At 66.0% G+C, this 13,325-nt stretch carries 11 protein-coding genes and 2 riboswitches; of the genes, 6 read left to right on the forward strand and 5 right to left on the reverse strand.

From position 1 onward, the window contains the following. Positions 1–4: 4 nt before the first annotated feature. A complete protein-coding gene (locus J4D28_RS07105; protein ID WP_009049666.1) occupies positions 5–2,296 on the forward strand; it encodes a fatty acid cis/trans isomerase in 2,292 nt (763 codons plus the stop codon). 204 nt (positions 2,297–2,500) lie between these two features. Next, a complete protein-coding gene (gene nfuA, locus J4D28_RS07110; protein WP_009049665.1) occupies positions 2,501–3,085 on the forward strand; it encodes a Fe-S biogenesis protein NfuA in 585 nt (194 codons plus the stop codon). A gap of 164 nt (positions 3,086–3,249) precedes the next feature. Here nfuA and cobM read toward each other — a convergent pair whose 3' ends face one another. The 4 genes from cobM to J4D28_RS07130 form a co-directional block, all read right to left on the reverse strand. Beyond that, on the reverse strand, positions 3,250–3,996 hold the full coding sequence (cobM, locus tag J4D28_RS07115; RefSeq protein ID WP_016705356.1) for a precorrin-4 C(11)-methyltransferase: 747 nt from the start codon (positions 3,994–3,996) through the stop codon (positions 3,250–3,252). 81 nt (positions 3,997–4,077) lie between these two features. Next, positions 4,078–4,491: a cobalamin biosynthesis protein gene (locus tag J4D28_RS07120; RefSeq protein ID WP_009049663.1), complete on the reverse strand. Its 414-nt coding sequence runs from the start codon at positions 4,489–4,491 to the stop codon at positions 4,078–4,080. Next, complete coding sequence (locus tag J4D28_RS07125) at positions 4,488–5,195, reverse strand: CbtA family protein (protein ID WP_103331315.1); 708 nt, start codon at positions 5,193–5,195, stop codon at positions 4,488–4,490. The genes J4D28_RS07120 and J4D28_RS07125 overlap by 4 nt, the downstream gene beginning before the upstream one ends. Positions 5,196–5,206: 11 nt before the next feature. Beyond that, positions 5,207–5,395 carry a CbtB-domain containing protein gene (locus J4D28_RS07130; RefSeq protein ID WP_009049661.1) on the reverse strand — a complete coding sequence of 63 codons (189 nt, stop codon included), beginning with the start codon at positions 5,393–5,395 and terminating at the stop codon, positions 5,207–5,209. 97 nt (positions 5,396–5,492) lie between these two features. Beyond that, positions 5,493–5,715: riboswitch (cobalamin riboswitch) on the reverse strand. Between the two features lie 239 nt (positions 5,716–5,954). Next, positions 5,955–6,162: riboswitch (cobalamin riboswitch) on the forward strand. Between the two features lie 95 nt (positions 6,163–6,257). On the opposite strand from J4D28_RS07130, the gene cobW reads away from it, so the two are divergent. The 4 genes from cobW (at position 6,258) to J4D28_RS07150 (ending at position 12,908) form a co-directional block, all read left to right on the forward strand. Next, positions 6,258–7,340 carry a cobalamin biosynthesis protein CobW gene (cobW, locus tag J4D28_RS07135; RefSeq protein WP_103331316.1) on the forward strand — a complete coding sequence of 361 codons (1,083 nt, stop codon included), beginning with the start codon at positions 6,258–6,260 and terminating at the stop codon, positions 7,338–7,340. Between the two features lie 3 nt (positions 7,341–7,343). Continuing rightward, positions 7,344–11,117, forward strand: coding sequence for a cobaltochelatase subunit CobN (cobN, locus tag J4D28_RS07140; protein ID WP_103331317.1), 3,774 nt, complete (start codon positions 7,344–7,346; stop codon positions 11,115–11,117). A gap of 127 nt (positions 11,118–11,244) precedes the next feature. Further along, complete coding sequence (locus tag J4D28_RS07145) at positions 11,245–12,252, forward strand: ATP-binding protein (RefSeq protein WP_101282777.1); 1,008 nt, start codon at positions 11,245–11,247, stop codon at positions 12,250–12,252. 53 nt (positions 12,253–12,305) lie between these two features. Next, positions 12,306–12,908, forward strand: coding sequence for a VWA domain-containing protein (locus tag J4D28_RS07150; protein ID WP_177411711.1), 603 nt, complete (start codon positions 12,306–12,308; stop codon positions 12,906–12,908). 57 nt (positions 12,909–12,965) lie between these two features. Here J4D28_RS07150 and J4D28_RS07155 read toward each other — a convergent pair whose 3' ends face one another. Then, a complete protein-coding gene (locus J4D28_RS07155; RefSeq protein WP_009044456.1) occupies positions 12,966–13,289 on the reverse strand; it encodes a hypothetical protein in 324 nt (107 codons plus the stop codon). Positions 13,290–13,325 lie beyond the last annotated feature (36 nt).

Raw genomic sequence — 13,325 nt, forward strand, 5'->3', positions numbered from 1 at the left:
GGATATGTCTTACCGCGTTGTCATCGGCAGTGTGCTGCTGCTTTTAAGTTCGTTCGCCAGCGCCCAGGGTCCCGCGCCAGCGATCTCCTACACCCGCGATATCCAGCCGATCTTCACCGAGAAATGCGTGGCCTGCCATGCCTGCTACGACTCGGCCTGCCAGCTCAACCTGGGCAGCGGCGAGGGCGCGGCCCGCGGCGCCTCGAAGATCCCGGTGTACGACGGCGAACGCAGCAAGGCACAGACGCCGACCCGCTTGTTCTATGACGCTTCCGGCAAGCACGCCTGGCAGGGTATGGGCTTCTACTCGGTGCTCGATGCCCAGGGCAGCCAGGCGGCGCTGATGGCGCGCATGCTCGAGCTGGGCCACAAGACGCCGTTGCAACCCAACGCCAAGCTGCCGGAGGACATTGTCCTGGGCCTGAACCGCGAGAACATGTGCGCGCAGCCGGCCGAATTCGATGGTTATGCCAAGGCCCATCCGCGCGAAGGCATGCCGCTGGCGGTGACCGGCCTGACCGATCAGCAATACCAGACCCTGCAACGCTGGCTGGCCTCCGGGGCGCCGATCGACGAACAGGGCCTGGCGCCGAGCGCCAAGGAAGCGATGCAGGTGCTGCAGTGGGAAAACCTGCTCAATGCTCCGGGCGCCCGGGAAAGCCTGGTGGCCCGCTGGTTGTTCGAGCACTGGTTCCTCGCCCACATCTATTTCGAAGGTGGCGAGCCGGGGCACTTCTTCCAGTGGGTGCGTTCGCGCACGCCGAGCGGCCAGCCGATCGACCTGATCAACACCCGTCGACCCAACGACGACCCGGGCACCCAGGTGTATTACCGCCTGTGGCCGGTGCAAGGGGTGATCGTGCACAAGACCCACATCACCTACCCGCTGAGCGCGGCGAAGATGGCGCGGGTCAAGACCCTGTTCTACAGCGGCGATTATCAGGTCAGCGCGCTGCCGGGTTATGGCCCGGGCCGCCGCGCCAACCCGTTCGAGACCTTCGAGGCGATTCCGGCCAAGGCCCGCTACCAGTTCATGCTGGATAACGCCGAGTACTTCGTGCGCACCTTTATCCGCGGCCCGGTGTGCCGCGGGCAGATCGCCACCGATGTGATCCGCGACAACTTCTGGGCGCTGTTCCAGGCCCCGGAACACGATCTCTACATCACCGACCCGGCCTACCGCGGCCAGGCCACGCCGCTGCTGGCCATGCCTGGGCAGAACGATGACGTCGGCAGCGTGCTGAGCCTGTGGCTGGCCTATCGCGACAAACGCAACGAATACGAGATCCTGCGCCGCGACTCCTACGCCAATGCCCCGGCGCCGAGCTGGTCGACCCTGTGGGCGGGCAACGACAACGCGCTGCTGAGCATCTTCCGTCACTTCGACAGCGCCTCGGTGACCAAGGGCCTGATCGGCGAGGTGCCGCAGACCATGTGGCTGTTCGACTACCCGCTGCTGGAGCGCACCTACTACCAGCTGGCGGTCAACTTCGACGTGTTCGGCAATGTCTCGCACCAGGCGCAGACCCGGCTGTACTTCGACCTGATCCGCAACGGCGCCGAGCAGAACTTCCTGCGCCTGATGCCCGCCGGCACCCGCGAGGACTTCCTCGACGATTGGTACCAGAACAGCGGCAAATTCAAGATGTGGCTGGACTACGAGTCCATCGACGACGACAAGGCCAGTGCCCTGGTCCTGGACGAGAAGGACCCGAAACGCGACTTCGCCAATCAGTTGCTGAGTCGTTACGGCGACCTCAATGCGCGGCCCGATCCGATCAACCGCTGCGACGGCGCCTACTGCTCCCGGCCGAACATCGACCCGGCGCTGCAGAATGCCGAACAGGCCCTCAGCGGCCTGGTTTCGCGGCCGGCGGCCGGCATGCGGGTCATCGACCTGTTGCCGGAGGCCACCATGCTGCGCATCCAGGCGCCGAGCGGCAAGCGGGTGTTCTACAGCATGCTGCGCAACCGTGCCCACAGTAACGTGGCGTTCCTGCTGGGCGAGTCGCTGCGCTACCAGCCGGGCCTGGACACCCTGACCATCTACCCGGGCGTGCTCAGCAGCTACCCGAACTTCATGTTCAATATTCCTGCCGAGCAAGTGCCGGCGTTCGTGGCCGAGATGGAAAACGCCAAGGACGCCCATCGTTTCGAGAAAATCGTCGAGCGCTGGGGGATCCGTCGCAGCCATCCGCAGTTCTGGCAGTACTTCCATGACCAGACCCAGTACATCCTGGAAACCGATCCGAAAGAGGCGGGCGTACTGGACATGAACCGCTACGAGAACCTCTGAAGGCGCCAAGCCCTTGAAATTCCGGGTCGGAGCCCTCAGGTTCCGGCCCGGCCCATCCCGCAAGAGCCTTGCAAAAAAATCCCAGGCGTTGCGTCGACCACGCAGCGCGGGCCTATCGACCAAGGTCTATCCCGACAAAAATACTAGGACTTTGTCCGGCACGCCGATTGGCGTAAACTGCGCCCACGCCTGCGAGGAATTTCCATGACCGCTATTACCATTACCGACGCCGCCCACGATTATCTGGCTGATCTGCTCTCCAAGCAGAACACCCCGGGCATTGGCATCCGCATCTTTATCACCCAGCCAGGGACTCAGTACGCCGAGACCTGCATCGCCTATTGCAAGCCGGGTGAAGAAAAACCCGAAGACAAAGCCCTGGGGCTGAAGAGCTTCACCGCCTACATCGACGCCTTCAGCGAAGGTTTCCTCGATGACGCGGTCGTCGACTACGCCACCGACCGCATGGGCGGCCAGCTGACCATCAAGGCGCCCAACGCCAAGGTGCCGATGGTCAACGCCGACAGCCCGATCAACGAGCGCATCAACTACTACCTGCAAACCGAGATCAACCCGGGGCTGGCCAGCCACGGCGGCCAGGTCAGCCTGATCGATGTGGTCGAGGACGGCATCGCCGTGCTGCAGTTCGGTGGTGGTTGCCAAGGCTGCGGCCAGGCCGACGTGACCTTGAAGGAAGGCATCGAGCGCACCCTGCTCGAGCGCATTCCCGAGCTCAAGGGTGTACGTGACGTCACCGACCACACGCAGAAAGAAAACGCCTACTACTAAGGCGTTCGCTGCGAACAAAAAAACGGCGCCCCGTGAGCGCCGTTTTTTTATGCCCGGATGTATGTGGCCCCAGTTGCTCCGCGGCGCCTGGATCGCGGGCAAGCTTCGCTCCTACAGAGGAATGCGCATGCTTTTGTAGGAGCGAGCTTGCTCGCGATAAGGCCTCAAGGCCGATACAAATGCGCATGCCCAGCGCGATACAACGACGACTCGCTGAAGCTGTCCGTGGCCAGCACCCGGCCCACCAGGATCAGCGCCGTGCGCCGAAACCCCTTGGCCTGGACCTTTTCGGCAATGTCCGCCAGCGTGCCCAGCACCCAGTCCTGATCCGGCCAGGTCGCCCGGTGTACCACGGCAATCGGGCAGTCGGCGCCGTAATGGGGCAGCAGCTCGGCGACGATTTTCTGCAGATGGTTGACCCCCAGGTGTACTGCCATGGTGGTGCCGTGGGCGGCCAGGCTGGCGAATGACTCACCGGCGGGCATCGAGGTCTTGTCGGCATAGCGGGTCAGGATCACGCTCTGGGCGACGTCCGGCAGGGTCAGTTCGGCCCCCAGCAAGGCCGCGCAGGCCGCGGTGGCGGTCACGCCGGGGATGATTTCGAAGGGGATGCCCAGCTCGCGCAGGCAGCGAATCTGTTCGCCGATGGCGCCGTACAGGCTCGGGTCGCCGGAATGCACCCGGGCCACGTCCTGGCCTTTGGCATGGGCGTCCTTGATCAATTCGATGATCTGTTCCAGATGCAATTCGGCGCTGTTGACCAGCTGTTCGGCACTATGACCCTGGAGCACGGCTTCGGGCACCAGGGAGCCGGCATAGATGATGACCGGGCAGCTGTGGATCAGCCGTTGGCCCTTGACGGTGATCAGTTCCGGGTCGCCGGGACCTGCGCCGATAAAAAAGACGGTCATGGCGTTCTCCTGTGAAAAAAGGGGCGAGGCAACCTCACAGATGAAGATTGCTCATGATCAGCGGCGGGGATTATCGAAGATTTACCCGGAGCAGGCCAAGGCGAGGGTCGCCTGGGCATATTTCTGCCGCGTGACCAGCAGCTTTGCCGGGCCTCGGGCCAGCTGTTCGGCCAGGGCCAGGGCGGCGCTTTCGGCGACGCCGTAGCAGCCGGTGTGCTCGTAGGCGATCTCTGAACGATGGCTGAGTTGCGGCGCATAAGGCGTCAGCTGGCGGCTGCTGAAACAGGTCAGGGGCAGGCCCAGTTGCGCGGCCAGGGCTAGCAGCCCGGGTTCCTCGCGTTTCAGGTCGATGCTGGCCAGCGCCTTGATCTGCCCGAGGTCGATGCGGTGGGCGCTCAGGGTCTGGTCGAGCAGGGCGCGCAAGGTCTCCACCGGGCAGCCCCGCTGGCAGCCCAGGCCGACCACCAGGGTCGGCGCTGTGCTGGCAGCCGTCATGCCGAGTACTGATCGTCGCTCTTGCGGCGGAACAGCCAGGCGCTGATCAGGCCCAGGGCCAGCCAGAACGCGGCGTTGGTCAGTTGCGAAGCGATCTTGAACTGCGCTTCCAGTGCTTGCGGCGCGAGCATCGAATGCACTTCCGGCTGTGGCGCGCCGATGAGGTGCGGCACGGCGAGGATGGCCACGCCCAGCACTTTCAGCAACCAGTGGCGCGCGAAGACGACCAGGGCAATGCCGACCGCGGTGGAGGCGGCGGTGCCGACCCACCAGATCTGCCGTTGCGCCAGGTCCGCGGCGGCGGTGCCCGGCAGTTCGGGCGGCAGGCCGAGGGTCGGCGCCAGGCAGAAGGTCGCGTAACCGGCCAGGCCCCAGAGCAGGCCCTGGGAAGTACGGTTCGGCGCGCGCAGGGTGTAGAGGCCGGCGAGCATCAGGGCGAAACCCACGGCGACCACCAGGTTGCCGCCAGTGGTGGACAGCACGCGCTGCCAGCCGTCCTCCGGCTCCCAGGCTTCGGCGTCATGGCTGTGGGCGGCGGTGCCGGCGGCGTGCTCATGCACTGCTTCATGCTGGGCGGCCGGGGCCTTCTCGTAGGTTTCCGCCTCCAGGATCAGCGGCGCGACCCAAAAGCTTTGCAGCAGGGTCAGCAACAGGGCCGCCAGCAACCCGGTGAACCCCGCGGTTTGCGCGATACGCTTGATCATCTCGGCAGGTCTCAGTGGCAAGGGAAGGCGGCGCTGTGACGGGTATCGTGGGCGGCGTTGTGCACCGCTTCGATATGGGAGAAACCGGCGAAATACACAAGACACGCACCGAGAATAGAGGCGCCGATGGCGGCGACCAGGCGTTGGCTCAGGGTGGCGGTGCTGCTGGTGGAGTGGCTGGTGCTGCTGATGATCGACATGGCGCTTCCCTCTGGTGTGTCAGCGGGTGAATCGAGCGCAGCAAGACCCCGCAAGACGGGCTCGCGGGGAATTAACAGCGCCCGCCCACCGCGGGTTTGTTATGACTGTGTAGCGGGCCGGTCTCCGGGCTCGCGAGGGGCGGGGCTTGCGCCTGGCCGGCAAGAATCGCCTTCCCATGCCGGACTGCTGGCACAGTGGATCTGATTCTTCGCTCGCTTACCGTTGCGGGGGCAGCACCGGACTGATCAAGGCTGTTGGCCTGTGACGCACCGGTTTCCCGTTTCACCCTGTGAAGGGCACCCGTAACAAGTTGTGTAGGAGAGCATGGGCGAGGGAGGGGCGTCAATTGGCAAGGGTTCTCGTTTTCGATCGCGATTGGCCTGTCTTCGCGCCGCATGAACATTGACCGCCCCCCAAGCTCTGCGTAGCCTTGCGCTCTCGAGGTTCTTCGGCGTCTGCCGAAGCTAGGTTCTGTACGAAAAGTCGGCGAGCGAAGGTCAGGCAAGGCAAAAACAGGCGAGGAAGCGGAGTGTAGGGGCCTACATGAGCATTCCGAGCCTGTTTTTAACGCAGCATGGCCGAGCGCAGCCACTTGTCGTACAGAACCTAAGAAGGGAACGCGGTCCAAGCCGCGGCTGCCCCCGCAACTGTAAACGGTGATGAACGATGCAAGGCCACTGCCAGGCGGCGGGAAGGCGCATCGTTCGCCAGTCCAATGACCGGCGCACCGCCAGCCAGGAGACCTGCCTCGGACTCGATTCTCACTACAACCGGGCGGGGTGATCCGGTGGCGAACTCTTCCGTGCACCTGCCTGCGCGGTTCTCGTCCCGTATGCCCGCCACCTTGCCAAAGGGCATCCGATGAAAACACTGGCCAAACTTCCCGTCACCATCGTTACCGGCTTCCTCGGCTCGGGCAAAACCACTTTGCTGCGGCATATGCTGGACAACGCCCAGGGCCGCCGCATCGCGGTGATCGTCAACGAGTTCGGCGAGCTGGGCATTGACGGCGAGATCCTCAAACAGTGCGCCATCGGTTGTACCGAGGAAGAGGCCAGCGGCCGCGTCTACGAGCTGGCCAACGGTTGCCTGTGCTGCACCGTGCAGGAAGAGTTCTTCCCGGTGATGCGCGAACTGGTGGCCCGTCGCGACGACCTCGACCATATCCTCATCGAAACCTCCGGCCTGGCCCTGCCCAAACCTTTGGTCCAGGCTTTCCAGTGGCCGGAAATCCGCAGCGCCTGCACCGTCGACGCAGTGATCACCGTGGTCGACAGTCCGGCCGTGGCCGCCGGCACCTTCGCCGCCTTCCCGGACCAGGTGGACGCCCAGCGCAAGCTCGACCCAAACCTCGACCACGAGTCGCCGCTGCACGAGCTGTTCGCCGACCAGCTGTCCAGCGCCGACCTGGTGATCCTCAACAAGGCCGACCTGATCAGCCCGGAAGACCTGGCCAAGGTGCGCCTGGAAGTCGCCGAGGAACTGCCGCCGGCGGTGAAAGTCATCGAAGCCAGCAGCGGTCGCCTGCCGCTGGACGTGCTGCTGGGCTTGGGCAAGGGTTCGGAAGAACACATCGACGGCCGCCATAGCCACCACGATCACCACCATAACGGTGACGCTGCTGTTGAGGGGGAGCATGATGACCACGATCACGACGCCTTCGATTCCATCTCCATCGAACTGCCACAGGCCGACGAAAGCCTGCTGCTGGACGCCCTGACCCAACTGGTGGTGCAGCACGGCATCCTGCGGGTCAAGGGTTTCGCGGCGATCCCCAACAAGCCGATGCGCCTGTTGATCCAGGGCGTGGGTACGCGCTTCGACAAACACTTCGACCGCCAGTGGGGCGCCGACGAAGCCCGCACCACGCGCCTGGTGCTGATCGGCCAGGAACTGGACGCGACCCTGCTCGAAGCGCAATTGCGCGCCGCGCTCAGCGTGTAAGCCATGCACCTGCTCAGGACCCAGCCCGGCGGTTTCGTGTCGGATGACAACATTGCCGACCTGGGACAGACCCCCGCCGAGCTGGTGATCCTGTGCAGCGGCGACTCCAGCCTGGCGCTGCTGGCCGAAGCGGCGCAGCAGCTGCCGGACGACTACCCGAGCTTTCGCCTGGCCAACCCGATGCAGGTGCAGAACCATGCCTCGGTCGACCTGTATGTCGACCAGGTGCTGCGCCACGCCAAGGTGATCCTGATTTCCCTGCACGGTGGCATCGCCTATTGGCGTTATGGCATCGAGCAACTGGTGCAGCTGGCGCAACGCGGCGTGCAGCTGATCCTGGTGCCGGGCGACGATCGCCCGGACCCGGAGCTGAGCGACCTGAGCACGGTGCCCGCCGCCGACCGCGAGCGCCTCTGGCACTTCCTGCGCCAGGGCGGCATGGGCAATGCGCTGAACCTGTACCGCTGCCTGGCCAGTGGCTGGCTGGGGCGCGATTACCCTTGGTCCGAGCCGCAGACCCTGCCGCGCACGGCGATCTACCACCCGAACAGAAGCAGCGCTGCCCTCAGCGACTGGCAAGCCGACTGGCGGGCCGGCCAGCCGGTGGCGGCGCTGCTGTTGTACCGTTCGCATTTGCAGGCGGCCAACACCGCCTTTATCGATGAGTTCTGCCGGCGCTTGCAGGCGGCCGGCCTGAACCCGCTGCCGATCGCCCTGGCCAGCCTGAAAGAACCCGGTTGCCTGACGGTGGTCGAGGAGCTGCTGGATGAGGTGCAGGCGGCGGTGATTCTCAACACCACCGGTTTTGCCCAGTCCAGCCCGGAGGCGCCGCACCTGCGGCCGTTCCGCCGCAATATCCCGGTGATCCAGGCCATCTGCGCCCAGGACAACGAGCCCGGCTGGCGCGCCAGCGAGCAGGGCCTGGGCCCGCGGGACCTGGCGATGCACATTGCCTTGCCGGAACTGGACGGGCGCATCATCAGCCGGCCCATCAGCTTCAAGGACCTGGCCTGGCGCAGCGAGCGCAGCCAGTCGGACGTGGTCTGCTACCGCTCGGCCCCCGAGCGCATGGATTTTGTCGCCGAACTGGCGCGGCGTTGGGTCGATCTGGCCCGGCTGCCCAATGGCGAAAAACGCATCGCGCTGATTCTTGCCAACTACCCGACCCGCGACGGCCGCATCGGCAACGGCGTGGGCCTGGACACGCCGGCGGCGGCGCTGAATATCCTGCGTGCCCTGCAAGCCGAGGGTTACCCACTGCCGGCCGAGTTGCCGGACAGCGGTACAGCGCTGATCCAGCAATTGCTCGGCGGGGTCAGCAACGACCTGGACAGCCTCGACCTGCGCCCGTGCCAGCAAAGCCTGGCGCTGGACGAGTACCAGGCCATGTTTAACGTGCTGCCCGAAGCCAATCGCCTGGCGGTGCTCGAACGCTGGGGCGGGCCACAAAACGACCCGATGTTCCGCAGCGGGCGGCTGATGATCGCCGGCCTGCGTTTTGGCCTGACCTTCGTCGGCATCCAGCCAGCGCGCGGTTATCAGGTCGACCCGAGCGCGGTCTATCACGACCCGGACCTGGTGCCGCCCCACGCGTACCTGGCGTTCTACTTCTGGCTGCGCCAGACCTACGGCGCCCATGGGCTGATCCATGTCGGCAAGCACGGCAACCTGGAATGGCTGCCGGGCAAGGGCGTCGGCCTGTCCGAAAGCTGCTGGCCGGATGTGCTGCTGGGGCCGCTGCCGAATATCTATCCGTTTATCGTCAACGACCCGGGCGAGGGCGCCCAGGCCAAGCGCCGGACCCAGGCGGTGATCATCGATCACCTGATGCCGCCGCTGACCCGCGCCGAAACCTACGGCCCGCTGCGCGACCTGGAGCTGCTGGCCGACGAGTACTACGAAGCGCAACTGCTCGATCCGCGCCGCGCCCGCGAGTTGCAGAAGGACATTCTCAAGCTGGTGCGCGTGACCCGGCTCGACCGCGAACTGCAACTGGACGGGCCGCTCGACAGCGAGGCCGACGCCGCGCTCTGGCTGCCACGGCTGGATACCTACCTGTGCGACCTGAAGGAGTCGCAGATCCGCGACGGTCTGCATGTGTTCGGCGAGTCGCCCGTGGGCCGCCTGCGCATCGATACATTGCTGGCCTTGCTGCGCATTCCCCGCGGCGATGGCCGGGGCGCGCAGTCGAGCCTGTTGCGGGCCCTGGCCAAGGCCTTCGAGCTGGGGTTCGATCCACTGGATTGCGCCTTGGCCGAGCCTTGGAGCGGTCGCCGGCCACAGGTCTTGCAGGATATCAGCGAGCAGCTGTGGCGCACCGCCGGCGATGCCCGCGAACGCCTGGAGCTGTTCGCCGGGCGCTTGATAGAAGCGGCCTTGGCCGGTGAGGTCGAGCAACTGAACGAGCCCGCCTGGAGCGAGGTCAAGGCGATCATCGACAGCCTGCGCGAGGTGGTGGCGCCGCGCCTGGATGCCTGCGGCCCGGCGGAAATGCGCGGCTTGCTGGATGCCCTGGGCGGGTGTTTCGTACCGGCCGGGCCCAGCGGCGCACCGAGTCGCGGACGCCTGGACGTGCTGCCCACCGGGCGCAATTTCTATTCGGTGGACGTGCGTAACCTGCCGACCACCACCGCCTGGCGCATCGGTTTCCAGTCGGCCAACCTGATCCTCGAACGGCACTTGCAGGACCATGGCGACCACCTGCGCCAGCTCGGCCTGTCGGTGTGGGGCACGGCGACCATGCGCACCGGCGGCGACGATATCGCTCAGGCCATGGCGCTGATGGGCGTGCGTCCGGTGTGGGCCACCGGCAGCCAGCGGGTCGATGACTTCGAGATCCTGCCGTTGAGCCTGCTGGACCGCCCACGGGTGGACGTGACGTTGCGGGTGTCCGGGTTCTTCCGCGACGCCTTCGCCAACCTGATCCGCCTGTTCGACGCCGCCGTGCAGGCGGTGGCCGCGCTGGACGAGCCGGACGACCTCAACCCGCTGGCGGCCAAGGTCCGCGCCGAGCGTGAAGCGCTGCTGCAGTCTGGTCTCGATGCCGAGGCCGCGCAGCGCCAGGCCGGCTGGCGGATCTTCGGCGCCAAGCCCGGGGCCTATGGCGCGGGTGTGCAGGGGGCTATCGACGGTCGCCTGTGGCAGAGCCGCGAGGACCTGGCCGAGGTCTACCTGAACTGGGGCGGCTACGCCTATGGCGGCGCCGATGAAGGCACCGCGGCCCGTGGCCAGTTCGCCCAGCGCCTGAGCCAGGTGCAGGCGGTGCTGCAGAACCAGGACAATCGCGAACACGATCTGCTGGATTCCAACGACTACTACCAGTTCCAGGGCGGCATGCTCGCCGCCGTGGAAAGCCTCAGTGGCGCTAAGGCCGCCAGCTACCACGGTGACCACAGCCAGCCGGACCTGCCGAAAATCCGTAGCCTCAAGGAAGAGCTGAACCGGGTGATCCGCTCCCGCGCGGCCAACCCGAAATGGATCGCAGGGGTGAAGCGCCACGGCTACAAGGGCGCCTTTGAAATGGCCGCCACCCTGGATAATCTGTTCGCCTTCGACGCCACCACCCAGCTGATCGACGATCACCAGTACGCCTTGCTGGCCGACGCCTATCTGCTGGACCCGGCGACCCGCGAATTCATCCAGCAGCACAACCCCCATGCGTTGCGCGATATGACCGAGCGCCTGCTGGAGGCCCAGCAGCGCGGGATGTGGCAGGAGCCCGGCGAGTACCGCGACGCCCTGGAAAACCTGCTGCTGGATATAGAAGAAGATGGCTGACGTGCCCGAGGACTGCGTCCTCGATCGCGGGCAAGCCTCGCTCCTACAGAAGCGTGATTACCTGTAGGAGCGAGCTTGCTCGCGATAACGATCTGGCCAACGACACCCGACCCAACCGAGAACCGACATGAGCGATACCCCACATTTCCCGCTGTCCGCCGTGGTCGGCGCCGATGACCTGAAACTGGCGCTGTGCCTGACGGCCATCGACCCGAAAATCGGCGGGGTGTTGATCGAGGGGCCGCGGGGCATGGCCAAGTCGACCCTGGCCCGCGGCCTGGCGGACCTGCTGGCGAGCGGGCAGTTCGTCACCTTGCCCCTGGGCGCGACCGAGGAACGCCTGGTCGGCACCCTGGACCTGGACGCGGCCCTGGGCGAAGGCCGGGCGCAGTTTTCCCCGGGGGTGCTGGCCAAGGCCGATGGCGGGGTGCTCTATGTCGACGAGGTGAACCTGCTGCCGGACCATCTGGTGGACCTGCTGCTGGACGTGGCCGCCAGCGGCACCAACCTGATCGAGCGCGACGGTATTTCCCACCGGCATTCGGCCAGGTTCGTGCTGATCGGCACCATGAACCCGGAAGAGGGCGAACTGCGTCCACAACTGCTGGACCGCTTTGGCCTGAATGTCGCCCTGAGCGGCCAGACGCTGCCCATTGAACGGGGCCAGATCATTCGCCGGCGGCTGGATTTCGACAGTGATCCCCAGGGCTTCTGCCAGCAGTGGGCTGCCGAGCAGGAGGCCCTGCGCCAGCGCTGCCAGCAGGCGCGGGGGTTGCTGGCGGAGATTGCCCTGGACGATCAGGCGCTGGAGCGGATCACCGAACGCTGTTTCGCCGCGGGCGTCGACGGCCTGCGCGCGGACCTGGTCTGGCTGCGTGCCGCCCGCGCCCATGCGGCCTGGCGCGGTGCCCGGGCCATCGAGGAGCAGGACATAGATGCGGTGGCCGAATTCGCCCTGCGCCACCGCCGTCGTGACAACCCGCCGAGCGCGGCCCATCAGCCGCAGCCGCCTCAAGCACCAGCCCCGGCCCAATCCAGCCCCGCCGAAGGCCAGGGTCAATGGGGCGAGCTGCCGGCCCAGGCGCTGGCCACCGGCGCTCGCCGTGAAGTGCCGAGCTGGCCAAAAAAGCCCTAGGCATTCGCCCCCGGTCCGACGCGGGGACGAATGCCAAACCCCGCGCCGGGCGGTTGGACCAGGGCAGGCAAGGCCGCGCGCGGGCGGCCGTCCAGGGTTCGATCAACTGGCCAGGCACCTTGCTCAACGGCCGGCCCCGCCAGCGCGACGACCTGTTGTGGCACCTGCGCGGCCGTTCGCCCCATGAACTGTGGCTGGTAATCGTCGATGCATCGGCCTCGACCCGCCGCCATCAGGCGCTGAGCGATGCCAAGGGCCTGCTGGCCCAGCTGTTCGACGATGCCTACCGACAGCGCGCACGCCTGGCCTTGCTGACCGCCAGCGGCCGCGCGCCGAACTGGCAGGTGCAGGGGCTGAAGGCCTCGAAGGATTTGCGCGACTGGCTCGACGGGCTGGGCGCGGGCGGCGGCACACCGTTGCTGGCGGCCTTGGCCGAGGCGGGGCAATGGCTGGTTTCGCGGCAGAAGCGCTATCCGGCCGAACAGCAGCGGGTACTGTTGCTCACCGACGGCCGGCTCAAGACCCTGCCGCCCTTGGCGCACCTCGGTTGCCCGACCCTGTTGATCGATATCGAACGCGGGCCGATCCGCCTCGGCCGCGCTCGCGAGCTGGCGCAGCAACTGGATGCGCAGTACCGGCATATCGATGGGGTGTGATGGGGGTGAGGGCAGTCCGGCCATGAGCCGGTCGACGACTGCCCCCGGATCAGCGTTTCAGCCGCCGAAAGGAGCGGAACGGATGGCTTCGCCTTTCCTGGCGCAGGAAGGCGGGTTGGTCATGCCCAGTGTGAGCAGGTTGCCGCCGTTGATGATGCAGTTGAACTCCTTGTTGTCGTTGGTTTTCAAGGCCACGTAGGTGTTGGTGCCTTCGGTGCGACGGCTGACGATGCTGACGTCCGAGGGCGCATAACCCAGGGCGCCGCTGGTCTGGGATTTGATCTGTTCATCGCTCAGGGTATTGGTCTTGCCGGCAATGGAGTTGCAACCGGCGAGTCCGAGGGTGAGGGCGCAAGCCAGGGCAAGGGGGACGACTCTCATGTGTTACTCCTTATTATTAGGGGGGAGGTCCGCCAA

This window comes from Pseudomonas sp. GW531-T4 (assembly GCF_017349615.1).
Lineage (GTDB): Bacteria > Pseudomonadota > Gammaproteobacteria > Pseudomonadales > Pseudomonadaceae > Aquipseudomonas > Aquipseudomonas chlororaphis_I.